Genomic DNA, 26,208 nt, shown 5'->3' with positions numbered 1-26,208 from the left:
GAACGGCGACGCCGGGCCGGTCAATGAGGCGGGGCTGCCCCGGCGCGTGGCGGACTCCCGGCGACACGGGAGGGCCGCCTCATCGACCGGGAGGGTCGTGAGGGCCGCCACGGGCCCGCCCGGGCCCCTCTCCAAGTCGGCGGGACGGCCGGCCGCCGAAGGGTCCGGAGCGCCCGCGGACCCGGTCCGACGACCCGGCCGGGGGTCCGGAGCGCCCGCGGACCCGGTCCGACGACCCGGCGGTCGGCTCCATCCGCACGGAAAACCGGGCGGTCCCCGCGGGGCCGGTCCGGTACCGTGCGGACCGTGTCGAGTCCTGAGTCAGACGAGGTGGGGGCTTTCGGTCACGCCGTCAGCCCCCTGAACGACTGAGTTCGCAGCCGCCGCCCCACCGCGTTCCGCGGCCGGGCGCGTGCGCCGGTGGGTGCTGACCGCGGTGACGAGATGACCTCCTCGTGCCTCTCCTCGCCTCGGAGCCACTCGATGCCCCTGCCCCTCCCCCTGTATCTGCTCGCCCTGGCTGCCTTCGCCATGGGCACCTCGGAGTTCATGCTCGCCGGACTCCTGCCGGACATCGCCTCGGACCTCGGCGTCACCGTCGGGACGGCGGCCACGCTCACCACGGCGTTCGCGATCGGCATGGTCGTCGGCGCGCCGATCATGGCCGGGCTCGCCCGGAACCGGCCCGGGCGGTCCGGCCTGCTGGGCTGCGTCCTGCTCTTCCTCGCGGCCCACGTCGTGGGCGCGGCCACCGGTAGCTTCCCGGTCCTGTTCGCCACCCGGGTGGTCGCGGCACTGGCGAACGCCGGGTTCCTCGCCGTGGCGCTGACGACCGCCACCACGCTGGTCCCGGCCGACAAGAAGGGGCGGGCGCTCGCCGTGCTGCTGGCCGGCACCACGGTGGCGACGGTCGTCGGCGTCCCAGGGGGGTCGGTCCTGGGCGCACTGTTCGGCTGGCGGGCCACGTTCTGGGCGGTCGCCGCGCTCTGCCTGCCCGCGGCCGTCGGCATCCTCGGGGGAGTACCCGCGCGCCCGCGGACGGACACCTCTGACGCGCCGGTGGCGCTGCGTGCCGAACTCGCACAGCTGAGGAAGGGTCGACTGCTCCTGGTGATGTCGGTCGGTGCCCTGGTGAACGCCGCCACCTTCGCCGGTTTCACCTTCCTCTCCCCCGTCGTGACCGACGTGGCCGGGCTCGGCGAGCTGTGGGTCCCCGTCACGCTGGTGCTCTTCGGCGTCGGGTCCTTCGCCGGGGTGACGGTCGCCGGCCGGCTGTCCGACCGGCGCCCCGGCACGGTGATCGCGGTCGGCGGTCCGGTCCACTGCTGGTCGTCGGCTGGCCCGCCTCGGCCGTGCTGGCCGACGAGCCGGGCGCCTTCCTGTGCCTGGCGTTCGTCCTCGGCGCACTGTCGTTCGCGCTCGGCGGCACGCTGATCGCGGGGGTCCTCCACGAGGCGGCGGGAGCTCCCACCATGGGCGGCTCGTACGCGACCGCCGCGTTCAACGTCGGCGCCGCCGCCGGCCCCCTCGCCGGCGCGGCCGCCCTCCGCGCCGCCGTCGGGCCCGTCGGGCCGCTCTGGGCAAGCGGGTGCCTGGTCCTGGTCGCCCTCCTTGCCACCTTCCCCCTGCGCGGGGCGGTCACGGCCGGTCGGAGCGGGGGCGGCGGGATGCCGCGGTGACCGTACGACCGCCTTCGCGGGCCGGGGGTCGGGCCCGGTGGACGGGAACGGCTAGCGCTCCTCGGGGTCGGGGTCGATCCGCATCTCGACGGGTGTGTCGGCGGTCCGCTCCCCCTCGGCCTGGGACGGGGTGGACCGGGCCACGTCGGGGTGCTCGTCGGTGTCCGGGTCCCGTTCGCCCTCCGCCTGGGAAGGGGTCGGGTAGTCCCACGTGTCGCTCATGGTCGTGCCTCCGCGCTCCGTGCCCGCTCCGTCCGGGGCGGGGGAGGTGACGGGTACCCGGAAGATCCCGCCGCTACCGCCCCGCCACCTGCCCGGACGCCCGCCCGTGGTCCTGGCGGTGGGCGGCGATCAGGCGCCGGTACCAGTCGGAGCCGTCCTTCGGGGGTGCGGCGCCGGGTGCGTGGTCGACTGGCGGCGGGGCGGGGGGGGGCAGCTGCCACACGCTACTGAACCGCTTCAGTGGATAAATATGGGCGCTCAGGAGCGGCAACCATGGATTTTACTAAACCAGGACTCAACCGGGCTCCCTGACTAGACAACGTTGTCAGCCTCCGGGCACAGTGATCCCGCGACGGGACGCCCGGTCCCGCGCTACCCGCGACGAAAGGCTGACGCGATGGTGTACGGGGCTCTGGACATCGGCGGTACGAAGATCGCCGGGGCGCTCGTCGACCCCGGCGGCCGCCTGGTGGCCCGCGCGCAGCGGCCGACGCCCGCCCGGGGTTCGGCGGAGGCGCTGATGGGGGCCGTCACCGCCGTCCTGGACGAGTTGTCGGCGCACCCCGCGTGGGCGTCGCTGGACCGTTTCGGCATCGCCAGTGCCGGACCGGTCGACACGGCCGCCGGGACCGTCAGTCCCGTCAACATCTCCGCCTGGCGCGGGTTCCCGCTGGTCGCGCGGGTGCGGGCCCATCCGCGGATGCCGGCCGGCACCGTACCGGTCCTCGTCGGCGACGCGGTCGCGATGGCCGCCGCCGAACACTGGCTGGGCGCCGCGCGGGGCGTCGACAACGCCCTGTGCATGGTGGTGTCGACGGGTGTCGGCGGCGGCATGGTCCTCGGCGGGCGCCTGCACACGGGTCGTTCCGGCAACGCCGGGCACATCGGTCACATCTCCGTGGACCTCGACGGGGAGCCGTGCCCGTGTGGTGCGCGCGGATGTGTGGAGGGCCTGGCGAGCGGTACGGCCATCGCCGCCCGCGCGCTGGCCGCCGGGTGGACGCCCCCGCCCGGCGCCGACGCCACCGCCGCCGCGGTCGCGGAGGCGGCCCGCGCCGGGGACGCCACGGCGCGGGCCGCGTACGACCGGGCGGCGCAGGCCCTCGCCGCCGGTATCGCGGCGGCGATCACCCTCGTGGAGCTGGACGTGGTGGTCGTCGGCGGGGGTGTGGCGCAGGCCGGTGACACGCTGTTCACGCCGCTGCGGCGGTGGCTGGACGCGTACGCGGTGCTGGGCTTCGCCCGGGGCGTGCCCGTCGTGCCCGCGCGACTGGCCCTCGACGCCGGGCTCATCGGCGCGGCCGCCGCCGCGGCCGCCCACACCGGCGCCGCGCCCGCCCCGCCCACCGCACCGACCTCGCCCACCGCGCCGGTGCCGGCGGCCTGAACGGCGTACGCCCCGCCCCGCTCCCCTCCGCACGCCGCAACTCCGCCTCGTCCACCCCGACACCCCTCCGCCACTCCCCCTCTCCCCCCGGCGCCCCGGGTGGCACGTCCCTCGGTCGGCCGGGTGAAAGGAATCCGCCGTGGACCGCCTCCGCACCACCATCCGCCGCTACGACTGGGGCTCCCCCACCGCGCTGCCCGAGCTGCTGGGCGTCGCCCCGGACGGCACGCCGCAGGCGGAGTTGTGGATGGGCGCCCACCCCGCCGCCCCGTCCCTCGTGGAGCGCGGGGGCCACCTCCGGCCGCTCGACGCGGTCGTCGCCTCCGACCCCGCCGGGGAGTTGGGCGCCGCCGCCGTGCGCCGGTTCGGGCCGCGCCTGCCGTTCCTGCTGAAGCTCCTCGCCGCCGACGCGCCCCTCTCCCTCCAGGTCCACCCCGACGCGGCGCAGGCGGCCGCCGGGTACGCGCGCGAGGACGCCGCGGGCATCCCCCTCGACGCGCCGCACCGCACCTACCGGGACGCCCACCACAAACCGGAGATGATCGTGGCGTTGAGCCCGTTCGAGGGCCTGTGCGGCTTCCGTCCCGCGCGGGAGTGCGCCCGGCTCCTCGACGCCCTTGAGGTGGCCGGCCTCGCCCCGTACGCGGAGGTCCTGCGCTCGCGGCCGGAGGCGGACGCCCTGCGCGAGGTGTTCTCCGCGTTCCTCGCCTCCCCCGCGCCGGACCTCGTCGCCCGGGTCGCGCGGGCGCTGGCGCGGGGGGCGGGGAGCGGCGGCGAGTGGGCGCGGGACCGCGCGGTGTACGCCGGGGTGGCGCGGGCCCACCCGGGGGATCCGGGGCTGCTCGCGGCGCTGCTGGTGCGGCCGGTGCGGCTCGCTCCGGGCGAGGCGCTGTTCCTCGGGCCGGGCGTCCCCCACGCGTACCTGCGGGGCCTGGGCGTGGAGGTGATGGCCGGTTCGGACAACGTGCTGCGCTGCGGGCTGACGGCCAAGCACGTGGACGTGGCGGAGCTGCTGCGGATCGTGCGGTTCGCCCCCGGCCGGGCCGGGGCCGTACGTCCCGAGGTGCTGCCGGGCGGCGAGGAGCTCTACCGGGCACCGGTCGACGACTTCCGGCTCTCCCGGCTGCGGCCGGGCGCCGCCCGCGCCGCCTACCGTCTCGACGGCTCCGGACCGCAGGTCCTGGTGTGCACGGGCGGCCGCGCCCGGCTGGCCGGACGGCGGGGCGAACTGGCGCTGCGTGCCGGTGAGTCGGCGTACGCGCCTGCGGGCGAGGAGGTCGCGGTCACCGGAAGCGGAACGGTCTTCCGGGCCACCGTGGGGCGGGAAGCGGCACGCAGAGAAAGCGTGCCCACCGGATGCCGCCCACCCCGACAGCAGCTGAACTCGCACTAAACTTAACCGGTTTCGCCCCAACGGTTGTCACGTTCACGGTCTCGTTCTAGCCTCTCCTCAAGTCGCCGGACGGAATGCCGAACACCGCCGTGCACACGCTCCCCCACCGGGGAAAGCGCGGTGCCGTCCACCGGCGCCCGATCTCCCGCTGCCGGCCTTGGAGCCGCAATCTCGGGCCGGACAGCGGGAACGCACTCCACCATTCCGGCGCGCCCTTCACGCAGGGCGCGGACCGGCGGGACAAGCACGCCCGGAGGCGGATTTCCGGGAATTTCCCGCCCGTACCGGTACCGAGCACACGAGCCACGACACAGACCAGCCGTGCGCCGGGACGCCCACGCCCCGGCGTACGAGCGACCACGTTGGGAGCAGCAGATGCGAAAGAGACTGGCCACCGCCGCGGGAGCGCTGCTGGCCATGGCGGCCACGGCGCTCACCGCCCCGCACGCCGCCCGGGCGGCCGACCCGGGGGTGACGTCGACACCGGCGGCGGGAGCGGAGAGGGCGGCGGCGGGGTTCCAGGTGAGGGACGGCCGGCTGCTGGACGCGAACGGCGGCGACTTCGTCATGCGCGGCGTCAACCACGCCCACACCTGGTACACGAGCACCACGCCGAAGGCCCTGAAGGACGTAAAGGCGCTCGGCGCGAACACCGTCCGCGTCGTCCTCGCCACCGGTGACCGCTGGACGAGGAACGACACCGCCGACGTGGCGGCCGTCGTCGAGCAGTGCAAGCTCAACCGGCTCGTCTGCGTCCTGGAGGCACACGACACGACCGGCTACGGCGAGCAGGCCGGCGCCGTGACCCTGGACCGCGCCGTCGACTACTGGATCGACGTGCAGAGCGCCCTGAAGGGCCAGGAGAAGTACGTCGTCCTCAACATCGGGAACGAGCCGCACGGAAATACCGGGTACCAGGCGTGGACCGCCGACACGTCCGGCGCGATCGGCCGGCTCCGCACCGCCGGATTCACCCACACACTGATGGTGGACGCCCCCAACTGGGGCCAGGACTGGTCCTTCACCATGCGGGACAACGCGCAGAAGGTGTTCTCCGCCGACCCGGCGCGGAACACGGTGTTCTCCATCCACATGTACGGCGTCTTCGACACGGCCGCCGAGGTGCGGGACTACCTGAACCGGTTCGTCACGGCCGGACTCCCGATCGTCGTCGGCGAATTCGGACACGACCACTCCGACGGCAACCCCGACGAGGACGCCATCATGGCGACCGCCGAGCAGCTCGGCCTCGGCTACCTGGGCTGGTCGTGGAGCGGCAACGGCGGCGGTGTGGAGTACCTCGACATGGCCGTCGGCTTCGACCCGTCCCGGCTCTCCCCGTGGGGTGAGCGGATCTTCCACGGCGCGCACGGCATCAAGGCGACCTCCCGCGAGGCCAGCGTTTACTCCGGCGGCGGGGGCGACACCAGGCCGCCCACGGCGCCGGGCGCACCGACCGCCTCCGACGTCCGCTCCGACCGCGTGACGCTCGGCTGGGCCGCCTCCACCGACGACACGGCGGTCACCGCGTACGACGTGGTGCGCCTCGACGGCACCGCCGAGACCCGTGTCGCCACCTCGGCGGCGAACCGCGCGACCGTCACGGGCCTGACCCCCGCCACCGCGTACGCCTTCGCCGTGTACGCCCGCGACGCCGCCGGCAACCGCTCCGCGCGGTCCGCCCCGGTCACCGTCACCACCGCGCCGGCGCAACCGACGGGCGCCTGCACGGTCGCCTACCGCGTCCAGGAGTGGAACGGCGGCTTCAACGCCGACGTGACCGTCCGCAACACCGGTACCGCGGCCGTCAGCGGCTGGCGCCTGGACTTCGCGTTCCCGGGCGACCAGACGGTGCGCTCCGCCTGGAACGCCAAGGTCGTCCAGGAGGGCTCCCAGGTCCGGGCCACCCCCGAGCCGTGGACCGCGACCATCCCGGCGGGCGGCAGCGTCGGCTTCGGCCTCAGCGCCTCCTTCACCGGCGCGAACGGCGCCCCGGCCGCCTTCACCCTCGACGGCGCCCCCTGCGCGAAGGGCTGACGGGCCCCGCCGGGACCGGCGCGCCGGCCCGCCCCCTCCCGGAGCCGCGGTACGGCGGAGGGCCGCACTCCCCCGAGCGGGGGGGGTGCGGCCCTTCGGCGTGCCCGCCGGATCAGGCGGGCCGGCCGTACCCGGGCGCCGGCGCGGTGGAGCCCCGCGGGGTGAGCTTCGGGGTCGGCGCCTGGTGCGGCCCGGTGTGCGTACCGTCGATCACCTCGAACAGGATCCGCGCCACCTCCGCGCCGAAGTGGTGCACGTCGTGACTCATCGCGGAGAGCGTCGGATGGGTGATCCGGCACAGCTGCGAGTCGTCCCACGCCAGCAGCGACAGGTCGTCGGGGACGACGAGGCCCATCTCGGCGGCGACGCCCGCGCCCGCGACGGCCATGATGTCGTTGTCGTACACGATCGCCGTGGGGCGGTCGGCGGAGAGCAGCAGCGAGCGGGTGGCGCGGGCGCCCTCCTCCTCGTCGAAGCCCGTCGCGACCTGCCGGCCCTCGTCCAGGCCCAGCCCGCGGACCGTCGAGCGGAACGCCTCCGCGCGGATCGCGCTGTGGCCGAGCTCCGCCGGGCCGCCGACACGGGCGATCCGGCGGTGCCCGAGGGCCGCCAGGTAGCGGACGGCCTCGCCGACGGCGGTGGCGTCGTCGGTCCACACGGCGGGAAAGCCCCCGGTCAGCGACGGGTGGCCGACGGCGACGGCGGGCAGCCCGATGGCCTGGAGGGCCGGGACGCGGGGGTCCTCCCGCCGGAAGTCGACCAGGACCGCGCCGGCGACCATGCGTCCGCGCCACCAGTCGCGGTGGACGGCGATCTCCTCGTCGACGTCGCGGACCAGGCGCAGCAGCAGCGAGCAGGAGCGCTCCACGAGCACGCTCTCGATGCCGGAGACGAAGTCCATGTAGAACGGCTCGATGCCCAGCAGCCGCGCGGGCCGGCACAGGGCCAGCCCGACGACGTCGACCCGCTGGTTGGAGAGGCTGCGCGCCGTCGCGCTGGGCGCCCAGCCCAGCTGCCGGGCGGCTTCGAAGATCCGCTCGCGGGTGGCGTCCGACACGCCCGGCTTGTGGTTGAAGGCGAGCGACACCGCACCCTTGGACACCCCCGCCCTGGCGGCGACGTCCTTGATGGTGACGCGTGCGGGCGAGCCGCTCACACCACGTCCACGCAGAACAGGGCGGCCCGGACGGCCGCGGCGTCCGGGGTTCCGCAGCCGGTCAGCCGGATGCGCGTCACCTCGCCGGGCAGCAGCGTCTGCGGGCCGCGGTCGGCGGCGGCCGCCGGCCCGAGCCGGTCGGCCTGGAGCAGGAGGTCTCGGACAGGAGTGTGCGCGCTCACCACGACGTCGACTCTATCCCCCCGGCCCGGCACCGGCTCCACCGCGACGTCGAAGCGGGGCGGCACGTACGCGAAGTCCTTGTCCGGCACCGGGAAGTGGACGGCGCGCAGGCCGTCCGCGTCGGCCACGAGGAACTCCTTGGCGGACCCCTCGCCCGGCGCGGCCGCCTCCGGTACGGGGACGCGGACGACGGAGCGCGGCGCGACGGCCGCGTCGAGGGCGGCGCGGTGCACGGCGGTGCCGTCCGCGGTGAGGCGCCGCAGGGTGACGGAGGCGTGCCAGGGCTCGGCCGACTGGTTGATCACGGCCAGCGTCGGGCCGGCTCCCGGGCCGCCCGGCAGCAGGGCGAGGAGCCGGTCGGCGTACACGCGGCGCAGCTCGTGGTGGAGCGGCTTCGGCCGGCCGTCGCCGTCGATCGCGGACCACGAGGTGACCGGCCAGCAGTCGTTGAGCTGCCACACGACGGTGCCGGCGCAGACCGGCCAGTGGGCCCGCCAGTGCTCGATGCCGGCGGCGACGGCGCGGGCCTGGACGAGCTGGGTGAGGTAGTGCCAGCGGTCGAAGTCCCCCGCCGGGAGGGGGAAGTGGCGGGCGACGCCCCGGTCCAGCTTGCCGTTGCCGTCCTCGGCCTTCTGGTGGTGCAGCATGCCGGGCGAGTCGGGCGCCAGCCGCTCGCCGGGCAGGGCCCGGTGGAGGGTGGCCAGGGCGGGCGGGGCCTGCCAGCCGAACTCGGCGACGAAGCGGGGGACGTTCGCCCGGTACTCGGCGTAGTCCCGGCGGTTCCACACCTCCCACGAGTGGTGGGTGCCGTGCGCCGGGTCGTTGGGGTGGTGGTCCCACGAGCCGGACCAGGGGCTGCCGGCGGCGTACGGGCGGGTGGGGTCGAGTTCGGCGACCACGCGGGGCAGCAGGCCCAGGTAGTAGCCCTCGCCCCAGGAGTCGCCGGCCAGCTCGGGTTCCCAGCCCCAGTCGCGGAAGCCCCACAGGTTCTCGTTGTTGCCGTTCCACAGGACGAGGCTGGGGTGCGGCATGAGGCGGACGACGTTGTCCCGCGCCTCCGCCTCGACCTCGCCGCGCAGCGGCTGCTCCTCCGGGTAGGCGGAGCAGGCGAAGAGGAAGTCCTGCCAGACCATGAGGCCCAGCTCGTCGCAGACGTCGTAGAACGCGTCGTCCTCGTAGATCCCGCCGCCCCAGACCCGGACGAGGTCGACGTTGGCGTCGGCGGCCTGGGTGAGGCGGGCGCGGTACCGCTCGGGGGTGACGCGGGAGGGCAGGGCGTCGTCGGGGATCCAGTTGACGCCCCGGGCGAAGACGCGGACGCCGTTGACGACGAGGGTGAAGCCGGTGCCGTTCGCGTCGGCGGAGCGGTCCAGCTCGACGGTGCGGAAGCCGATCCGGCGGTGCCAGGTGTCGAGCGGCCCGTCGCCGTCCGCCAGGGCGACCTCCAGGTCGTACAGGGGCTGGTCGCCGTACCCGCGGGGCCACCACAGGCGCACGTCGGGCACCTCCAGCCGCAGGACCACCTCGTCACCGGTGACGACGGCCTCCGCGCCGGCGTCGGTGCCCGCGTCGGCACCGGCGCCGCGGACGCGGGCGCGGACGTGCAGGGGCCGCCCCTCGCCCCGCGCGGTCCGCTCGACGTCGACGCGCACCTCCACCCGGCCCGTGGAGCCGTCCACCGTCACCAGGGGCCGCACCTCGGCGACGCGCGCGGTCGACCAGTGCTCCAGCCGCACGCCGCGCCAGATCCCGGCGGTGACCAGGGTCGGGCCCCAGTCCCAGCCGAAGGCGCACGCCATCTTGCGCACGTACTGGGAGGGCTCCGGGTAGACGTTGGGCCGCTCGCCCGTGACGGCCCGGACGGCCGCGGCCTCGTCGTAGGCGGAGGCGAAGCGGACCTCCAGCTCGCCGGTGCGGCCGGTGACGTCGAACCGGTAGCGGCGGTGCATGTTGCGGGTGGCGCCGACCGGTTCGCCGGCCAGGGCGATGCGGGCGGCGGTGTCGAGGCCGTCGAAGACGAGGTGGGTGCGCTCGTGGGCGCTGTCGTGGGCCAGGTGCGTGGTGTACGTCCACCCCCGGCGGCCGACCCAGGCGACCTCCGTCTCGTTGCGGCCGACGAACGGATCGGGGATGACACCGGCGGCCAGCAGGTCGCTGTGGACGCAGCCGGGGACACGGGCGTCGAGGAGCTCCTCGCCGTGGCGCAGGCGCCAGCCCTCGGTGAGCTGCGTGATGTCCTTCATGGTGCGTCTCCAATCGCCTGACTCAGGCCGGGAGGGATGTACGACGGCGCACAACGTAACCCGCCGAACGAAGCGTGTCCATAAACCGGTCTAGTGACGAATCGACTCAGCGGAACGCCGTTAAGTTCCGGCGTACGCCGGGCCTGAGTCACGGAATCGGGTAACGATTGGGCATCACGCGGGAAACCGGAGCTTTACCGGTTCACCAGCGGCTGACATAGTGCCGACATCCCACTCGCAGAGCTGAGCCGCGATCCGATAGGAGCTGGGCACATGGGGAAGAAGAAGACGCTCACGGGGGTGCTCCTCGCCGGCGCGGTGCTGACCGTCGCGGGGTGCGCCGGCGGAGGCGCCCCCTCCGGCGAGCCGGCGACCGCCCCCTCCGACCCGGGCGACGCCACCGGCACGATCAAGGTCCTCACGCACCGCACGGACCTCGTCCAGGACGGGACGATGGCCCGGTACGCCGCCGAGTTCGCCAGGACCCACCCCAAGGTGAAGGTGACGTTCGAGGCCCTCACCGACTACGAGGGCGAGGTCAGGATCCGGATGAACACCGACGACTACGGTGACGTCCTCATGATCCCGGCCGCCGTCGCCAAGAACGACTACCCGAAGTTCTTCGCCCCCCTGGGCGGCACCGGGGAACTGGGCTCCACGTACCGGTTCAGCGACAAGACGGCCGTCGGCGGCAAGGTCTACGGCATCGCCCAGTTCGGCACCGCCAACGGCTTCGTCTACAACAAGGCGGTCTGGCGGAAGGCCGGCGTCACCGACTGGCCGACCACCCCGCAGGAGTTCCTCGCCGACCTCCGGGCGATCAAGGCGAGGACCGACGCCGTCCCGTACTACACGAACTTCAAGGACGGCTGGCCGCTGACCGCCTGGAGCAACGACGTCGGCTCCGTCAGCTGCGACGCGAAGGCCAACGACAAGCTGGCCGGCCCCGTCTCGCCCTGGAAGGAGGGGGGCGAACTGCGCGTCATCGACTCGCTGCTGCACGACATCGTGAAGGGCGGCCTGTCGGAGAAGGACCCCAACACCACCAACTGGGAGGCCTCCAAGGGCATGATCGCCCAGGGCCGGATCGCCACCATGCACCTGGGCTCGTGGGCGATCACGCAGATGCGGGACGCGGCGAGGAAGGCGGGCACCGACCCGGCGGACATCGGCTTCATGCCGTTCCCCTCCCAACAGGGCGGGGTGTTCTGCGCGACCGCCACGACGGACTACCAGCAGGCGGTCAGCGCCCACTCGCGGAACAAGGCGGCGGCGCGCGCCTGGATCGACTGGTTCACCGAGAAGTCGGGTTACTCCGCGAAGGAGGGCGCCATCTCGACGGTGAAGGGCGCCGCGATGCCCGACACCCTCGCCGACTTCGCTGACAACGATGTCAAGGTGGTGGAGCGGTCGGAGGCCGAGACGGGCCGGGTCAACGCCATCGACAACGCCGCAGAGATCGGCCTGGCCAAGCCGGACTACCGGCAGCAGCTCGTCGACCTCGCCCGCGGCGCCCGGAAGGGCGACGCCGACGCGTTCTTCGCCGACCTCGACAAGCGGTGGAACGAGGCGGCGGCGACCGCCGGGTCCTGACCCGGCGGAACGGGGCCCCGGCCGTACGACACCGGCCGGGGCCCTCCCCTCCCCGACCATCCCGGAGTACGGGCTTCCGGGCTGCCGCCTCCCGCGGCTCCGGCTCAGGGGCTTCCGCCTCCCGGCCTCCGCCCCCGGGTTTCCACCCCGCCCCGACCCCCGCCTCCTGCCGCGGAAGCGGACACGAAAGGCCGAGATGACCGACACGCCCGACACCACCACCGGACGCGCCGCCGGCCGACGGCCCGCGCCGGGGAAGACCCGCACGGCGGGCCCAGGCCACACCGACCGGGCGCCCGCGGTACCGCCGCCGCAGCCCCCGCGCGGGATGCCCGGCCGGCGCGTCCTGCGACGCGGCGCCACCTCCGACCCCGGCCCGCGCCACCGCTCCGGCCGCCCCGCCGACGACCCGTCCGAGTACGCGTCCCACGGCCCCGCCGGCCGGCCGCGCTCCTGGCGCGACAGCCCCGCGCGGCGGCTCACCCCGTGGCTCTTCCTGCTGCCGCCGCTGGTCCTGCTGATCACGTTCACGTACGTCCCCGTGGTCAGCATGGTCTACTACGGCTTCACCGACTGGGACGGCGTCAGCCCGGACCGGAACTTCACCGGCGTCGACAACTACGTGCAGATCTTCACCCGCCCGGAGCTGTTCCGCGTCTTCTTCGTCAGCGGCTACTACCTGGCGGCGTCCGCCGTCCAGATCGCCGTGGCGCTGTACTTCGCCACCGTCCTCAGCTTCGACCTGCGGTTCCGCAACCTCTTCAAGGGGATCCTCTTCTTCCCCTACCTGATCAACGGCGTCGCGATCGGCTTCGTCTTCCTCTACTTCTTCCAGGACGGCGGCACGCTGGACTCCGTCCTGTCCTGGCTGGGCGTCACCACCGACCACGCCTGGCTCGGCGACCCGACCTCCGCCAACGCCTCCCTCGCGGGCGTGTCCCTGTGGCGCTTCACCGGGTTGAACTTCGTCCTCTTCCTCGGCGCCATCCAGTCCATCCCCGGCGAGCTGTACGAGGCGGCCCAACTGGACGGCGCCAGCCGGTGGCAGCAGTTCCGGTACATCATCGCCCCCGGCATCAGGCCCGTCCTCGGCCTGAGCCTCATCCTGGCGATCTCGGGCTCGCTGTCGGTGTTCGAGATCCCGTACATCATGACCGGCGGCGCGACCGGCACGTCGACCTTCGTCATCCAGACGGTCAAGCTCGCCTTCCAGTTCAACAAGACCGGCCTCGCCTCCGCCGCCGCGGTGGTGCTGCTCGTGATCATCCTGTTGATCACGTGGATCCAGCGCCGGCTCGTGCCCGACGACAAGGTGGACCTCACATGACACCCCCTGACCTCACCGCCTCGGCACCCGCGCGCCCCGCACCGCCCGCACCGCCCGCACCGTCCGCGCCGCGCGGCGGACCCGGCCCGCAGGGCCCCCACCGCCGCGGCCGTCGCCGCCCGCGGGTCGGGGCCGTGCTGACCTACCTGTCGCTGGTCGCCGCCTCGGTGGTGGTGCTGCTGCCGCTCACCGTCGTGTTCCTGACGTCCCTCAAGACGTCGGAGGAGGTCGCGGAAGGGAACGCCCTGTCCCTGCCGGGGAACTGGCTCAACACCGACAACTACGTCACGGCCTTCACCGAGGGCAGGATGCCGGCCGCCTTCGGCAACACGGCGTTCATCCTGTTCTTCTCCATCGGCGGGACCGTCCTGATCGGCTCGATGACCGCCTACGCGATCGACCGCTTCGACTTCCGCGCCCGGAGGACCGTCATGGCGCTGTTCCTCGTCGCGACCCTGGTGCCCGGCGTCACGACGCAGGTCGCCACCTTCCAACTGGTCGACGGCTTCGGGCTGGTGGACTCGCGCTGGGCCCCGATCCTGCTCTACATGGGCACGGACATCGTGTCGGTCTACATCTTCCTCCAGTTCATCCGCTCCATCCCGACCTCCCTGGACGAGGCGGCCCGGTTGGACGGCGCCAACGCCTTCACGATCTACCGGAAGATCATCTTCCCGTTGCTGAAGCCGGCCGTCGCCACCGTGGTCATCATCAAGGGCATCACCACGTACAACGACTTCTACATCCCCTTCCTCTATCTGCACTCGGAGGAGCTCGGCACCGTCTCCACGGCCCTGTTCCGCTTCAAGGGCCCCTTCGGCGCGCACTGGGAGGCCATCTCGGCGGGCGCGATCCTCGTCATCGTGCCGACGCTCGTGGTCTTCCTGCTGCTCCAGCGGTGGATCTACAACGGCTTCGCCCAGGGCGCGACGAAGTGACCCGCGGGCCGGGGCGCCCCGGCGCCCCGGCGTGGTCGGGTAAACCCGACCCTCAGGTCTCGACCTGGCCGTCATGACCTGGCGGTAAGGGTCCGGTCTCATGGAGGGGTGCTTACTCCTCCGACGCAACTCCCCTGGAAGCACCGGCTGTCGTGGTCCGGTGGCTGGTTCGCGGCGTCCGTGTGGGCCGGGGTGTTCCCGCTCGTCGCGGCGCCCGCGCCGCACCGGGTCTGGGGGGCCTGCGCGGCCGTCGGCTACCTCTGCGCGGCCGTCGCCGCGCTGTGGCCGCGGGGGCGCGGGCCGTCCGTCGCCCTCGCCCTCGCCGGCGCGGTGGCCGTACCGCTGCTGGTGCTGCTGGTCGGCGGCGGGGCACAGAGCGAGGTCGGGGTCATCGAGCGGTCCGGGGTGCTGACCCTGCACCAGGCCACCCCGTACCTCCCCGACCCGCGCGCGGTGCTCGACGTGACCCCCTATCTGCCCGGTATGGCGGCGTTCGGGCTGCCGCGGGCGGTGCTGGGCGACAGCGGTTGGCTGCCCGGGCTGCTGGGGGACGCCCGGCTCTGGTGCGCGGCGGCGTTCCTCGGCTGCCTGTGGGCGGCGCACCGGACGACCGGGCAGGGGGCCGGTGGGCGCGGTCCCGGTGGGCGCGGCTCCGGTCGAACGGGTGCCGCCCGCCGTGGTACCGCGCGCCGGGACGCCGTCGGGGCGTTCGTCGCCTCCCCCGTGACGGCGTTGCCGCTCTGCGTCAGCGGTGTCGACCTGCCGCTGATCGGGCTGCTGTTCCTGGCGCTGGCCTACGCGGCCCGCCGGCGCCCGGTGGCCGCCGGGCTGGCGCTCGCGGCGGCCTGCTCGCTGAAGTGGACGGCGTGGCCCGCCCTCGCGGTCGCCGTGGCGCTGCTCGCCCAGCGGGGCGGGGCGCGGGCGGCCGTGCGCGGGGCGGGCGTTGCGGTGGCGGGCACCGTGCTGCTGGTGCTGCCGAGCGCGCTGCTGTCGCCGGGGCCCCTGTGGCAGCAGGTGTTCGCGTTCCCGACGGGGCGCGGGCCGTGGGAGACCCCGGCGGCCAGTCCGCTGCCCGGGCGGCTCCTCGCCGACCTGGGGCCGGCCGGCTGGTACGCGGCCGTGGCCCTGCTGCTGATCGGCGGGGCGGCCGTCGCCGTCTCCCTCGCCGTACGACAGCCGTACGACCTCGTGTCCGCCGCCGACCGGCTCGCCGTCGGCCTGTGCGTGGCGTTCCTCCTCGCCCCGGCCGGGCGGTTCGGGTACCTGGCCCTGCCGGTCGCGCTGGCCGTGCTGGCCCGGCTGGTGGACGGCGCCCGCCGCGCGGAACCCGTGCGCAGCCCCGTCGTACGGGCCTCCCGGCCGGCGCGCCCGGCGCCGGCCGCCTGGGGCGCGCGGTGAGCGCCCGGCGTACCGCGGCGGTGGCAGCCGCCCTGCGCTGGGGCGCCCACCGGTTCCCGTTCGTGGAGGACGAGGTGGCGGGGCTGCGCGCGTTCGTACCGCCGGGGGCGGTGTGCGTGGACGTGGGCGCCGAGTACGGGCTGTACACCTGGGTGCTGTCCGCGCTGGCCGGGCCGTCCGGCCGGGTGCACTGCGTGGAGCCGCTGCCCGGCCCCCACCGCTGGCTGCGCGCCGCGGCGGGGCTCCTCGGCGCCCGCAACGTGACCGTGCACCGCGCCGCCCTGGCCGCCCGGCCCGGGCAGGGGACGCTCAGCCTGCCGATCCGGCGCGGCCTGCCGGTGCACGGCCGGGCCTACCTCACCGACGGGGCCGACGGGCCCGGCCCCAACGCCGAGTTCGCCGCCGCCCGCGCCGTGGGCGCCCCCGTCCGCACGCTCGACGACCTGGTCCACGAGGCCGGCCTGGATCGGCTGACGTTCGTGAAAGCCGACGTCGAGGGCGCCGAACTGGCCGTGCTGGAGGGCGGGTCGGCCGCCCTGCGCCGCCACCGGCCCACGCTCCTGCTGGAGATCGAGCACCGGCACCTGGCGAAGTACGGCGCGCGGCCGGCCGACGTCCTCGGGCACCTGCGGGACCTCGGCTACCGGGCCCACCGCCGGCGGCACGGCCGCTGGATCCCCGTGCCCCGCGTCACCGACGACTGCCGCAACTACCTCTTCACCGCCTGACCGCCCCCTCCCACGAAGGCAGCGACCACCCATGGGCAGCACCCTGATCGTCACCAACGACTTCCCGCCCCGCCAGGGGGGCATCGAGACGTTCGTCCACGCCATGGCGACCCGCGTCCCCGGCAACGACGTGGTCGTCTACACGTCCAGCGAGCCGGGCGCCGCCGCGTACGACGCCACCCTGCCCTTCCCGGTGGTGCGGGACCCCAGCCGGATGCTGCTGCCCACGCCCCGCGTGACCCGGCGCGCACTGGAGATCGCCCGGCGGCACGGGTGCGACCGCGCCTGGTTCGGGGCGGCCGCGCCGCTGGCCGCGATGGCGCCGGCGCTGCGGCGCGGCGGGATACGGCGGATGGTCGCCACCACGCACGGCCACGAGATCTGGTGGGCGCGCACGCCGGGTGCCCGGCAGGTGATGCGGCGCATCGGGAACCACGTGGACGCCGTCACGTACCTCGGCGAGTACACCCGGCGGCGCATCGCCCCGGCGCTGGGGCCGCGGGCGCAGCTGGTGCGGCTGGTGCCGGGGGTGGAGGCGGCGGCGTTCCGGCCCGTGCCGGAGCGGGCGCGGGAGGTCCGCGAGCGGCACGGCATCGTGGGCCGCAAGGTCGTGCTGTGCGTCTCGCGGCTGGTGACGCGCAAGGGCCAGGACACGCTGATACGGGCGCTGCCGGCCATCCGGCGGGCCGTGCCGGACGCGGTGCTGGTGATCGTGGGCGGCGGTCCGGACGAGGAGCGGCTGCGCGGGCTCGCCCGCCGGCACGCCGACGGGCATGTCGTGTTCGCCGGGGGGCTGGACCACGCGTCGACGGCCCCGTACTACGCGGCGGCGGACGTGTTCGCGATGCCGTGCCGGACGCGGAAGGCCGGGCTGGAGGCGGAGGGGCTGGGCATCGTGTTCCTGGAGGCGGCCGCGAGCGGGCTGCCCGTGGTCGCCGGCGACTCGGGCGGCGCGCCGGACACGGTCGTCGACGGGGTGACGGGCACCGTCGTGGACGGCACGGACGTCAGGGCCGTGGCCGACGCCGTCGCGGGGATCCTGCGCGACCCGGAGCGGGCCGCCGCGATGGGCGAGGCGGGCCGGGCGTGGGCGGCCGAGGAGTGGTCCTGGGACGCGTCGGCGGAGCGGCTGACGCGGCTGCTCACCCCGGGCGCCGACCTCCGGGCGGCGGTGTGCGAGCGGGGCGACGCCAAGGGCTGACGGGCCGTCGGCCCCGCCCGTCCGCCGCCCTGCCGGACCTGCCCGCACGCCGCCCTGCCGGCCGCCGCGGCCCCTCCCCTCGGGGCCGCGCCGCGCGCGGGGCGGCGGCCCGCCCGGTCCCCGGTCAGGCCGGCGGGGCCTCGCGGCGCAGGTGGGCCAGGACGGCCAGGACCCGGCGGTTGCCCTCGGCCGGGTCGAGCTCCAGCTTCATGAAGATGTTGCTGGAGTGCTTGACCACGGACGCCTCCGTGATGGTGAGCCGGTGCGCGATGGCCTGGTTGTTGAGCCCCTCCGCCATGAGACCCAGGACCTCCCGCTCGCGGGGCGTGAGGCGTTGCAGCGGCTCCTCGGCGGTCCGCTGCTGGAGCAGCACCCGCACGACCTCCGGGTCGATCACGGTCTGCCCGCCGGCGACGCGGTCCAGCGCGTCCAGGAAGTCGGTGACCTCCCCGACCCGGTCCTTCAGCAGGTAGCCGAGCCCGCCGTCGGCCGGCGTGCCGCCGCTGAACAACTGGGTGGCGTAGGCGGTGGCGACGTACTGCGAGAGCACCAGCACCGGCAGGCCCGGGTGGCGGCCGCGCAGTTCCAACGCCGCCTTCAGCCCCTCGTCGCGGAAGTCCGGCGGCATCCGCACGTCGGTGATGACCACGTCCGGCCGGTCGGCGTCCACGGCCCGCGCCAGTTCCCCGGCGTCCCCGACGGCGGCGGTCACCTCGTGTCCGACGCGCGACAGCAGCTCCACCAGTCCGGCGCGCAGCAGGACGGCGTCCTCGGCGAGCACTACGCGGAGCACGGCACCTCCACCCGCAGCTGCGTGGGACCGCCGGCAGGACTGGTCACGATGAGTCTCCCCTTCAGGATGGCCACCCGGTCCGCCAATCCTTGCAGACCGGCCCCGGCGGCCGGATCGGCACCGCCGTGCCCGTTGTCGGTGATGAGCAGGACCAGCCTGTCGTCGCGCAGGCGGCCGACGACGGCGACCTCGTCGGCGCCGCTGTGCTTGGAGGCGTTCGTCAGCGCCTCGGTGACGGTGAAGTACGCCGTCGTCTCGACCGCGGACGGCAGCCGGTGCGGCAGTTCGATGTCGACGGTCACCGGGATCGGGTTGCGCAGGGCGAGTTCGGCGACGGCGGCGGGCAGGCCGTGGTCGGTGAGGACCTGGGGGTGGATGCCGCGCACCAGGGAGCGCAGCTGGTCCAGGGCCTGGCGGGCCTCGCCGCGGGCGCGGGCGATGAGCGGGGAGGCGGGCGAGTCCTGGCCGCGCAGCTCCAGCTCGGCCAGGCCCAGGGTCATGCTGAGCGCCACGAGCTGCTGCTGCGCGCCGTCGTGCAGGTCCCGCTCGATCCGGCGCCGCTCCGCCTCGAACGCGTCGATCAACCGGGCGCGGGAGCGGGTCAGTTCGATGACCCGGCTGCTGAGGTCCTCGTCGCGCGCCGACAGCAGGGACTGGGCGACCCACACCTGCGCGCCCGCGAGCAGCCCTCCCACGTACGCCGAGACGAGCAGTCCGAGCAGGCCCACCGCGCTGCCGGGCAGGGCGGCGACGGGGTCGGAGAGGGGCTCGCCGGGCACCAGCATGACCGTGTCGGGGGCGATCGCCCACACGATGGCGGGCGTCGCCGTCAGCAGCACGGACAGGCCGAGCAGGGCGGTGAAGCCGATCCCCGTGGCGGTGAAGACGACGCCCAGGGCGAGCGTGTACCCGAGCTCCCGCCAGGTGGCCCGCTCGCGCAGCCGGGTGCGCAGCCACGGCCAGGCGCCCGTGCCGGGCAGGGAGCCGTGCGGGTCGAGGAGCGCCTCCGGTTCGACCAGCCGCAACCGCCGCCGCTCCAGGGCGGCGACGGGGATGCCGGCGACAGCGGCCGCCATGAGGGCGAGCAGTCCGACGCCGACCGGGGACAGGACGACACCGACGAGGAGGAGGGCGGCCCACAGGAGCAGGACCACACCGCCGACGACGGTGCCGCTCAGCAGGAACGCCCAGCACCGCAGGGGCCACGTGGAGAGCGCGAAGCGCAGCGGGCGCCGCCGCATGGCCTCCCAGACGGCGACGGTCATGGTGCGTGTTCCTCCGGGGCCGTGGGGCGTGTGGATCCACGGGTACTCTAACCGGCCGCCGGACCGCGGCGGATGGTAGGGAAAACCCTCCCCCGAGGACTCCCCGCAGGCCCACTGACCAGGGCGGTCGGTTCTGCTGGACTGGGAGCATGTCACTGCTCACCGACATCCAGCTCCCCGCCGTCCAGCTGGCCGCGGTCTCCAAGGGCTACGCGAGCGCCGCCGGGCGCGTCCCCGTGCTGCGCGAGGTCAGCCTGGGCTTCCCGCAGCGGGCGTTGACCGCCGTGATGGGCCCGTCCGGCTCCGGCAAGACGACGCTGCTGAACTGCGCCGCGGGACTGGACAAGCCCGACAGCGGCCGGGTCCTCCTCGGCGACACCGACCTGGCGGCCTGCGGCGAGCGGGAGCTGACGGCGGTGCGCCGGAGCCGGATCGGCTTCGTCTTCCAGCAGTTCAACCTGCTGCCGATGCTGAGCGCGTACGAGAACGTCGCCCTGCCGCTGCGGCTGCGGCGCGGCCGCGTGAAGCGGGACCGGGTCATGGAGGCGCTGCGCCAGGTGGGTCTGGCGGACCAGGCGGACCGGCGGCCCGCGCAGCTCTCCGGCGGTCAGCAGCAGCGGGTCGCGATCGCGCGGACGCTGGTCGCCGAGCCGGAGATCGTCTTCGCCGACGAACCGACCGGCTCGCTGGACCGGCGCAGCGGTCGGCAGATCATGGAGCTGCTGCGGGCCGTGGTCGACGGCGCCGGCCGCACGGTCGCCATGGTGACGCACGACCCGGCGGCCGCCGCGTGCGCGGACCGGGTGGTGTTCCTGTCGGACGGCGTGGTCGTCGGGCGGCTCGACCATCCCACGGCCGACGCGGTCGCCCACCAGCTGAGCCTGTGGGAGCGGTGATGTGGCGGATCTCGCTGTGGTCGGTGCGGCACTACTGGGCCCTGTTCGCCGGCACGTTCGTGGCGCTGGCGCTCGGCGTGGCGCTGATCGGGGTGTCGGCCTCGGCGCTGGCCGCGACCTGGGCGGTGCCCGCGTCGGGCGGCGGCCCGTCGGTGACGCTCACCGACGGCACCGGCACGGCGCGCACCCTGTCCGGCGGCGACGTGGACATGGGCGGGGTGCAGAGCGTGCTGGCGATGGCGGGGGTCGTGTCGGCGTTCGTGACGGTGTTCGTCATCGCCGGTACGTGCGCGTTCGGCATCGCGCTGCGCCGCCGCGACATGGGGCTGCTGCGCCTGGTCGGCGCGGGCGGGCCGCAGGTGCGGCGGATGGTGCTGGGCGAGTCGCTGGCGGTGGCGGTGCCCGCCGCGCTCGTGGGGTGCGTGCTCGCCGCGGTGTCGGCGCCGGTGGCGGTGGAGGCGCTCGACGGCACCGGTCTTTCGCCGGTCGCGCTGCGCCCGGGGCCGCTGCTGTGGCCGCTGGTGTTCGCCGCGGGCAGCGGTCTGCTGATGGCCGTGCTGGGGATGCTGGCCGCGTCGAGGAGGGCCGCCCGGGTGCGCCCGACGGAGGCGCTGCGCGAGGCGGACCTGGACGCCCGGACGATGACGGCGGGGCGCGGGGTGACGGGCGTGCTGGCGCTGGTGACCGGTGCGGTGATGGTGGCGCTGGCCCCCGGCGCGGGTTCGGAGGCGGCCACTCCGCTGGCGCTGTTCGGGACGATGGCGCTCGCCGTCGCCGCCACGCTGCTGGGACCGGTCTACCTGCCGCCGCTGCTGCGGCTGATGGCGCTGCCGCTGCGCTGGGCCGACCCGGTGGCCGGGCGGCTGGCCGCGGAGTCGGTGCGCACGTCGCGGCGGCGTACGGCGTCCCTGGTGGGGCCGGTGCTGGCGATCCTGTCGACCGTCGGCGTCTTCACCACGGTGCTGTCCACCACGGGCGCGGCGACGGAGGCGGACGACCGGGCGCGTACCGTCGCCCAGCTCGTCGTGGAGCCCGCCCGGGGCGGGGCGCTGCCCGCGGACGTCGTGGCCGCCGTGCGCGCCGACCCGCGGGTGGCGGCGGTCTCGGCGCCGGCCCCGCTGGAGGTGGCGGTCGCCGGACCGCACTCGGTGTGGAAGGAGCAGGCCGCGGTCGCCGACCCGGCCGCGCTGGCCCGTACGCACCGGATCACCGTGGTGGGCGGGTCCCTGGGGCCGCTCCGGCCGGGGACGGTCGCCGTGTCGCGGGAGTTCGCCGACTGGTACGGGCACCGGGCGGGTTCGACGGTGACGTACGGGGTGTTCGGCGGCGAGCCGGTCGAGGCCCGCGTGGTGGCGGTGCTGGACGGCGGGTCGGCGGTGCCGCCGCTGCTCCTGCCGCCCGGGGCGCGGGGCGCGGCGCCGGCCCCCGCGCGGGCCGCGGTGCTGCTCGACCCCGGGGCCGCCGGCTCGGCGCGGGAGGTGGCCGCGGACCTGACCGCGCGCGTCGGCGCCGACCGGGTGCGGGCGGTGCCGTCGGCGGAGTGGTTCGGGCGGGCGGCGAGCGATCAGGACCGGCTCAACCGGCTGGTGCTCGCGGTGCTGACGGTGCCCGCGTCGCTGTACGCGCTGATCGCGGTGGCGGGCACGCTGGTGATGTCCTACAGCCGGCGCGGCCGGGAGGTCGCGGGCATGCGGATGCTCGGGGTCAGCGCGGCGCAGGTGCGCCGGATGGCGCTGTGGGAGACGCTGTCCACCTCGCTGCTGGGCGTGGGGATCGCGGCCGCGGTGGTGGCGGTGGGGGCGCGGGCCTACCGGGGGGCGCTCACGGTGTTCGGCGGTGAGGCGCCGCTGCGGGTGGAGTGGGGGATGCTCGGCGCGCTCACCGCGGCGTGCGTGGCGGTGGGGGTGCTGGTGAGCCTCGCGGCGACCGGCCGTTTGCTCCGGCACGTGAGCGTCGCTACGGTCACTTCCCGCCAGTAGGGCCATCCACCCCGTGGACACACGGCGCTCGGCGTAGCGTCATGCGTCGCGCCGCGCCTATGCTGATGGCCCCCCACACAGCTTCACTTTCCCTTCACCATTGGGGGGCGCATGCCCGCCGGTTGGTTGGCACGATCCTAACGAGCAGGAGTCTCCATGCGCGTCGCGATCGCCGAGGATTCCGCGCTCTTGCGAGCCGGAATGGCGAGGCTGCTGGCGGACGAGGGCATCGAGGTGGTCGCTTCGCTGAGCGACACCACGGGGGTCCTGGAAGCCGTCCGGGCCACCCGGCCGCACGTCGTGATCATGGATGTCCGCATGCCGCCCACCTTCACCGACGAGGGCATACGCGCCGCCCTGGAGATCCAGAAGCTCTGCGGCGACACCGCGGTGCTCCTCCTCTCCCAGTACGTGGAGCCCACGTACGCCGAGGAGTTGGTCCGGGACGCGCCGGCGGGGACGGGGTACCTGCTCAAGCAGCGCGTCGGGGACTTCGAGGAGTTCCTCGCCGCCCTGCACCGGGTCCGGCGCGGCGAGACCGTCCTGGACTCCGACATCTTCAAGCAGTTCGTCGGCAGTCCGCGCGAGAAGCGCGCCACGGAATTGCTGACGCCGCGCGAACGCCAGGTGCTGGAACTCATGGCGACCGGGCTGACGAACAGCGGGATCGTGAACCGGCTGGGGATATCCGAGCGCGCGGTGGAAAAGCACGTGACGTCGATCCTGGGCAAGTTGAGGATTCCGAACTCGGGTGAGAACCACCGCCGGGTCCTGGCGGTGCTGGATTACCTGCGGGGCATGGAGAGGCTCCAGGACAGGGTCGACTGACGTACGTGGTCCGTGGTCCCGTGACACTCCCGACCCCCTACCGTGTGGCCGCCGGCCTGATCTACCTCTCCGTGGGCAGCCTGGTCGGCCTGCTGCTGGCCCCGCTCGTGGTGGCCTCCCTGGCGCTGCGCGCCGCCTCGTGGCTGCTGCTCGCCGGCCTGCCGGCGGCGGTCGTCGCCGCCGTGCGCGGCGCGGCGGCCGTGGCGCGCTGGGCGGTCCCGGCGAGGCGGCGGCGGACGCCCCGGCCGGCCGGCGCCCTGAGCGAGGTGCTGCGGCAGGTGCCGGCCCGGATGGCGGCCCTGCGCGACGGCATGTCGTTCAGCCTGCCCCTGCTGCGGGCCGTCGCCGACCTGGAGCGCCTGCTCGCCCACTCGGTCGTCGGCGACCTTGGCGACCCGGCACACCGGTCCGCCGCGGCGGAGCGGGAGGCGGAGCGGGAGCGGGAGCACCGGTCGGCCGAGGCGAGTTGGGACGACATCGGCTACCTGGGCCTGCTGCTGTTCGGCACGGTGTGGCTGCTGCCGCTGGCGGCGCTGGCCGTCCCGGTGGTCGCGTTCGTCGTGGCACTGCCCCTCGGGCCGCCCGAGCAGCTCGCGTTCGGGCCCGGTCTGACGCTGCCGGTGACGGGGGCCGCCACGCGCGTGTCGGTGGCCGCCGCTTCCGTGGCGCTCTTCTCGGCGCTGCTCGGGCTGCTGTTCTGGATGGGCAAGTTGCGGGCCCGGCTGGTGCGCCGCATCCTCAGCCGCATCGACGAGGCGGAGGCCCAGCGGCGGGAGGAGGCGGCCGAGCGCCAGCGCATCGCGGCGCTGCGGGTGAACGACGCCGACTACCGCCGGCTGGAGAGGGATCTGCACGACGGGGCGCAGGCGCGCCTGGCGGTCCTGCTGATGCACCTGTCACACGCGAGGCACCGCCGCAAGGACGACGCGGAGTACCTGTCCGCGCTCATCGACGAGACCCACCAGGAGATCGGCAAGGCGCTCGACGAGATACGGGACCTGGTCCACGGCATCCAGCCGCCCATCCTGAGCGACCGGGGTCTCGACGCGGCCGTCACGGCGCTGACGGAGCGGTTCCACGTACCGGTCGTCGTCTCCAGCGGCCTGGACCGGCGCCCGGACGTGAGCGTGGAGTCGACCGCGTACTACATCGTCGCCGAGTGCCTGGCGAACACGGTCAAGCACGCCTCCGCGACCCGCATCCACGTCCGGCTGGAGGAGTACGACAACCAGCTCGTGGTGGCGGTGACGGACGACGGCACCGGCGGGGCCTCGCTGGCGGCGGGCACCGGGCTGCGGGGGTTGGAGGACCGGGCCGCCGCGCTCAACGGGCGGTTGGACATCAGTAGTCCGCCCGGTGGACCCACCACGGTGACCGCGACTCTCCCCTGGTCAGTGCACCCCATCTGACCTGCGTCTTTTCCTCAGATCGAAAGCTCTTGCCCTTCGTTGAACACGTGATCGAGGATGGGGGGGTACGGCTACCCGCACCCCCCGTGGTGCGGGTAGCCGTACCGACGGAGCTTGACGAGGGGGAGACGTGGAAGCGCATTTCGCGGTGGACCGACTGCGCGGGCTCGCGCAGGACCACTCGGTCCCCGGCGCACAGCTGACCATCCACCGGGCGGGGGAGACCCTGTCCGTGGCCACGGGCGTGAGACGGGCCGGCACGACCGCGCCGGTGACCGCGGACACCGCTTTCGCGCTGGGTTCGGTGACCAAGGCCTTCACGGCCACGGTGGTCGCCCAGCTCGTCGCCGAGGGCGACCTCGAATGGGACGACCCGGTCGCCGACTGCCTGGCCGAGTTCGACGGGGCGGTGGACGGGAGGATGTCCGCCGTCACCCTGCGGCACCTGCTCAGCCACACCGCGGGACTGGTCGCCGACCACGAGCTCGACGACGCCGGGGAGTCCTCCCTGGCGCGGTACGCGGCGAGCGTCGCGACCACCCGCACCCTGCACGCTCCGGGGCACTGCTTCTCCTACTCGAACACCGGCTACAACGTCCTCGGCCGCGTCATCGAGGCGACCGCCGACATGAAGTGGCAGGCCGTCATGGAGAACTCCCTCCTGCGGCCGCTCGGCATCGACCCGGTGTTCCCCGGCGGCGGTACCGCGACCGGCCTGCGCGAGGTGGCCGACGGCCACGCCGTCCGGCCCGGCCGGGAGCGCGCGGCGCACCCCGTCGGCCTGTACCTGCCGGCCGGCTGGGCCCCGGCGGGCGGACTCGCCGGCAGCGCGGACGACCTGGTCGCCCTCGCCACCCTGCACCTGGGCACCCGCCCCGGCGCCGACACCCTGCTCCCGGCCGCGGAGCGCGCCGAGATGAGCGCCGCGGCACCCGCCGCCGACGCCTTCGGCATGGCCGACGGGTGGGGCCTCGGCCTCGCCCACTACGCCTCGCCCGTCGGCCCCTGGCTCGGCCACGACGGCACCGCCGACGGCGCCAGCGCCCACCTGCGCTTCCACCCGGCCACCGGCACCGCCGTGGCCCTCACCGCCAACGCCACCACCGGCACCCTGCTCTGGGCCGACCTGGTCGACGCGCTGCGGGAGCACGGCGTCCCCGTGGGCGACCACCGCCCCGCGGCGTCCACCGCGCCCGCCGTGACCACCGGCCTCGACCGCTTCGCCGGCGACTACCGCAACGGCGACACCCGCTTCGCCGTCCGGGCCCACCGCGAGGGCACCGCCCTGCGCCTGACGGACGCCACCGGCCTCACCGCCGACCTGACGCTCCACGGCGACCTCGCCTTCACCGCGCGGCGCACCGACACCGACACCGCCCCCTACACCGGCCGGTTCGTCACCGACCCCGCCACGGGCGACGTCACCCTCATGCAGCTCGGCGGCCGCTCCGCCCGGCGGACGACGGCCGCGTAACCCCGCCCGCGCGCCCGGCCGCCGCCCGGTCCCCTGACCGCGCCCCGGCCGGGTCCGCGACGGCCCCTCTCCGCTCCGC

General features: G+C 75.0%; 20 protein-coding genes and 1 pseudogene. 15 read left to right on the top strand and 6 right to left on the bottom strand.

Annotation, left to right across the window (positions count from 1 at the left end; translation table 11 throughout):
* The first annotated feature begins 489 nt into the window (after positions 1 to 489).
* Positions 490 to 1,679 (top strand): annotated as a pseudogene (locus LPA54_RS02320) (Cmx/CmrA family chloramphenicol efflux MFS transporter).
* A 51-nt stretch (positions 1,680 to 1,730) separates the two neighbouring features.
* Here the strand turns inward: LPA54_RS02320 and LPA54_RS02315 are convergent.
* Both LPA54_RS02315 and LPA54_RS02310 read right to left on the bottom strand, forming a co-directional pair.
* Positions 1,731 to 1,901 carry a hypothetical protein gene (locus LPA54_RS02315; protein ID WP_228973364.1) on the bottom strand — a complete coding sequence of 57 codons (171 nt, stop codon included), beginning with the start codon at positions 1,899 to 1,901 and terminating at the stop codon, positions 1,731 to 1,733.
* Between the two features lie 73 nt (positions 1,902 to 1,974).
* Positions 1,975 to 2,172 carry a hypothetical protein gene (locus LPA54_RS02310; protein WP_228973363.1) on the bottom strand — a complete coding sequence of 66 codons (198 nt, stop codon included), beginning with the start codon at positions 2,170 to 2,172 and terminating at the stop codon, positions 1,975 to 1,977.
* A 126-nt stretch (positions 2,173 to 2,298) separates the two neighbouring features.
* Here LPA54_RS02310 and LPA54_RS02305 point away from each other — a divergent pair, with 126 nt between their 5' ends.
* The 3 genes from LPA54_RS02305 to LPA54_RS02295 all read left to right on the top strand — a co-directional run bounded on the left by LPA54_RS02305 (position 2,299) and on the right by LPA54_RS02295 (position 6,718).
* Positions 2,299 to 3,288, top strand: a complete 990-nt coding sequence (locus tag LPA54_RS02305; protein WP_228973362.1) for an ROK family protein — start codon at positions 2,299 to 2,301, stop codon at positions 3,286 to 3,288.
* Positions 3,289 to 3,427: 139 nt separating this feature from the next.
* Positions 3,428 to 4,681 carry a mannose-6-phosphate isomerase, class I gene (gene manA / locus LPA54_RS02300; protein ID WP_228973361.1) on the top strand — a complete coding sequence of 418 codons (1,254 nt, stop codon included), beginning with the start codon at positions 3,428 to 3,430 and terminating at the stop codon, positions 4,679 to 4,681.
* A 375-nt stretch (positions 4,682 to 5,056) separates the two neighbouring features.
* The gene (locus LPA54_RS02295; RefSeq protein WP_228973360.1) at positions 5,057 to 6,718 is read left to right on the top strand and encodes a cellulase family glycosylhydrolase; all 1,662 of its coding nucleotides are present in this window, start codon (positions 5,057 to 5,059) and stop codon (positions 6,716 to 6,718) included.
* 112 nt (positions 6,719 to 6,830) lie between these two features.
* Here the strand turns inward: LPA54_RS02295 and LPA54_RS02290 are convergent, their stop codons facing one another.
* Complete coding sequence (locus LPA54_RS02290; protein WP_228973359.1) at positions 6,831 to 7,874, bottom strand: LacI family DNA-binding transcriptional regulator; 1,044 nt, start codon at positions 7,872 to 7,874, stop codon at positions 6,831 to 6,833.
* Positions 7,871 to 10,300: a glycoside hydrolase family 2 protein gene (locus LPA54_RS02285; RefSeq protein ID WP_228973358.1), complete on the bottom strand. Its 2,430-nt coding sequence runs from the start codon at positions 10,298 to 10,300 to the stop codon at positions 7,871 to 7,873. The genes LPA54_RS02290 and LPA54_RS02285 overlap by 4 nt, the downstream gene beginning before the upstream one ends.
* 273 nt (positions 10,301 to 10,573) lie before the next feature.
* Here LPA54_RS02285 and LPA54_RS02280 point away from each other — a divergent pair, with 273 nt between their 5' ends.
* The 6 genes from LPA54_RS02280 (at position 10,574) to LPA54_RS02255 (ending at position 17,485) form a co-directional block, all read left to right on the top strand.
* Positions 10,574 to 11,893, top strand: coding sequence for an ABC transporter substrate-binding protein (locus tag LPA54_RS02280; RefSeq protein ID WP_228973357.1), 1,320 nt, complete (start codon positions 10,574 to 10,576; stop codon positions 11,891 to 11,893).
* A 196-nt stretch (positions 11,894 to 12,089) separates the two neighbouring features.
* Positions 12,090 to 13,220, top strand: coding sequence for a carbohydrate ABC transporter permease (locus LPA54_RS02275; RefSeq protein ID WP_228973356.1), 1,131 nt, complete (start codon positions 12,090 to 12,092; stop codon positions 13,218 to 13,220).
* A complete protein-coding gene (locus tag LPA54_RS02270) occupies positions 13,217 to 14,158 on the top strand; it encodes a carbohydrate ABC transporter permease (RefSeq protein ID WP_228973355.1) in 942 nt (313 codons plus the stop codon). Before LPA54_RS02275 ends, LPA54_RS02270 begins: the two co-directional genes overlap by 4 nt.
* Before the next feature lie 108 nt (positions 14,159 to 14,266).
* Entirely contained in the window at positions 14,267 to 15,556 is a 1,290-nt protein-coding gene (locus tag LPA54_RS02265) for a glycosyltransferase 87 family protein (protein ID WP_228973354.1), read from the top strand.
* Positions 15,553 to 16,284, top strand: a complete 732-nt coding sequence (locus LPA54_RS02260) for an FkbM family methyltransferase (protein ID WP_228973353.1) — start codon at positions 15,553 to 15,555, stop codon at positions 16,282 to 16,284. Before LPA54_RS02265 ends, LPA54_RS02260 begins: the two co-directional genes overlap by 4 nt.
* 31 nt (positions 16,285 to 16,315) lie before the next feature.
* The gene (locus LPA54_RS02255; RefSeq protein WP_228973352.1) at positions 16,316 to 17,485 is read left to right on the top strand and encodes a glycosyltransferase family 4 protein; all 1,170 of its coding nucleotides are present in this window, start codon (positions 16,316 to 16,318) and stop codon (positions 17,483 to 17,485) included.
* Between the two features lie 124 nt (positions 17,486 to 17,609).
* Here LPA54_RS02255 and LPA54_RS02250 read toward each other — a convergent pair whose 3' ends face one another.
* Positions 17,610 to 18,278: a response regulator transcription factor gene (locus LPA54_RS02250; RefSeq protein ID WP_170814960.1), complete on the bottom strand. Its 669-nt coding sequence runs from the start codon at positions 18,276 to 18,278 to the stop codon at positions 17,610 to 17,612.
* Complete coding sequence (locus tag LPA54_RS02245; protein WP_228973351.1) at positions 18,266 to 19,543, bottom strand: sensor histidine kinase; 1,278 nt, start codon at positions 19,541 to 19,543, stop codon at positions 18,266 to 18,268. Before LPA54_RS02245 ends, LPA54_RS02250 begins: the two co-directional genes overlap by 13 nt.
* A 149-nt stretch (positions 19,544 to 19,692) precedes the next feature.
* Here LPA54_RS02245 and LPA54_RS02240 point away from each other — a divergent pair, with 149 nt between their 5' ends.
* From LPA54_RS02240 to LPA54_RS02220, 5 genes are all read left to right on the top strand, one after another.
* Positions 19,693 to 20,439, top strand: coding sequence for an ABC transporter ATP-binding protein (locus LPA54_RS02240; protein WP_228973350.1), 747 nt, complete (start codon positions 19,693 to 19,695; stop codon positions 20,437 to 20,439).
* The gene (locus LPA54_RS02235) at positions 20,439 to 22,418 is read left to right on the top strand and encodes an FtsX-like permease family protein (RefSeq protein WP_228973349.1); all 1,980 of its coding nucleotides are present in this window, start codon (positions 20,439 to 20,441) and stop codon (positions 22,416 to 22,418) included. Before LPA54_RS02240 ends, LPA54_RS02235 begins: the two co-directional genes overlap by 1 nt.
* Positions 22,419 to 22,574: 156 nt before the next feature.
* On the top strand, positions 22,575 to 23,246 hold the full coding sequence (locus LPA54_RS02230; RefSeq protein WP_228973348.1) for a response regulator transcription factor: 672 nt from the start codon (positions 22,575 to 22,577) through the stop codon (positions 23,244 to 23,246).
* 20 nt (positions 23,247 to 23,266) lie between these two features.
* Positions 23,267 to 24,655, top strand: coding sequence for a sensor histidine kinase (locus tag LPA54_RS02225; RefSeq protein ID WP_228973347.1), 1,389 nt, complete (start codon positions 23,267 to 23,269; stop codon positions 24,653 to 24,655).
* 130 nt (positions 24,656 to 24,785) lie between these two features.
* The gene (locus LPA54_RS02220; RefSeq protein WP_228973346.1) at positions 24,786 to 26,129 is read left to right on the top strand and encodes a serine hydrolase; all 1,344 of its coding nucleotides are present in this window, start codon (positions 24,786 to 24,788) and stop codon (positions 26,127 to 26,129) included.
* Positions 26,130 to 26,208 lie beyond the last annotated feature (79 nt).

The organism is Streptomyces sp. DH12 (assembly GCF_020873895.1).
Taxonomy (GTDB): Bacteria; Actinomycetota; Actinomycetes; order Streptomycetales; family Streptomycetaceae; genus Streptomyces.
This window is presented reverse-complemented; position numbering and strand designations above follow the sequence as displayed.

Excerpts from the sequence above, each read along its gene's own strand:
- LPA54_RS02315 (WP_228973364.1), bottom strand. The coding sequence starts at position 1,901 with ATGAGCGACACGTGGGACTACCCGACCCCTTCCCAGGCGGAGGGCGAA.
- LPA54_RS02305 (WP_228973362.1), top strand. The coding sequence starts at position 2,299 with ATGGTGTACGGGGCTCTGGACATCGGCGGTACGAAGATCGCCGGGGCG.
- LPA54_RS02295 (WP_228973360.1), top strand. The coding sequence starts at position 5,057 with ATGCGAAAGAGACTGGCCACCGCCGCGGGAGCGCTGCTGGCCATGGCG.
- LPA54_RS02285 (WP_228973358.1), bottom strand. The coding sequence starts at position 10,300 with ATGAAGGACATCACGCAGCTCACCGAGGGCTGGCGCCTGCGCCACGGC.
- LPA54_RS02280 (WP_228973357.1), top strand. The coding sequence starts at position 10,574 with ATGGGGAAGAAGAAGACGCTCACGGGGGTGCTCCTCGCCGGCGCGGTG.
- LPA54_RS02275 (WP_228973356.1), top strand. The coding sequence starts at position 12,090 with ATGACCGACACGCCCGACACCACCACCGGACGCGCCGCCGGCCGACGG.
- LPA54_RS02270 (WP_228973355.1), top strand. The coding sequence starts at position 13,217 with ATGACACCCCCTGACCTCACCGCCTCGGCACCCGCGCGCCCCGCACCG.
- LPA54_RS02255 (WP_228973352.1), top strand. The coding sequence starts at position 16,316 with ATGGGCAGCACCCTGATCGTCACCAACGACTTCCCGCCCCGCCAGGGG.
- LPA54_RS02245 (WP_228973351.1), bottom strand. The coding sequence starts at position 19,543 with ATGACCGTCGCCGTCTGGGAGGCCATGCGGCGGCGCCCGCTGCGCTTC.
- LPA54_RS02240 (WP_228973350.1), top strand. The coding sequence starts at position 19,693 with ATGTCACTGCTCACCGACATCCAGCTCCCCGCCGTCCAGCTGGCCGCG.
- LPA54_RS02235 (WP_228973349.1), top strand. The coding sequence starts at position 20,439 with ATGTGGCGGATCTCGCTGTGGTCGGTGCGGCACTACTGGGCCCTGTTC.
- LPA54_RS02230 (WP_228973348.1), top strand. The coding sequence starts at position 22,575 with ATGCGCGTCGCGATCGCCGAGGATTCCGCGCTCTTGCGAGCCGGAATG.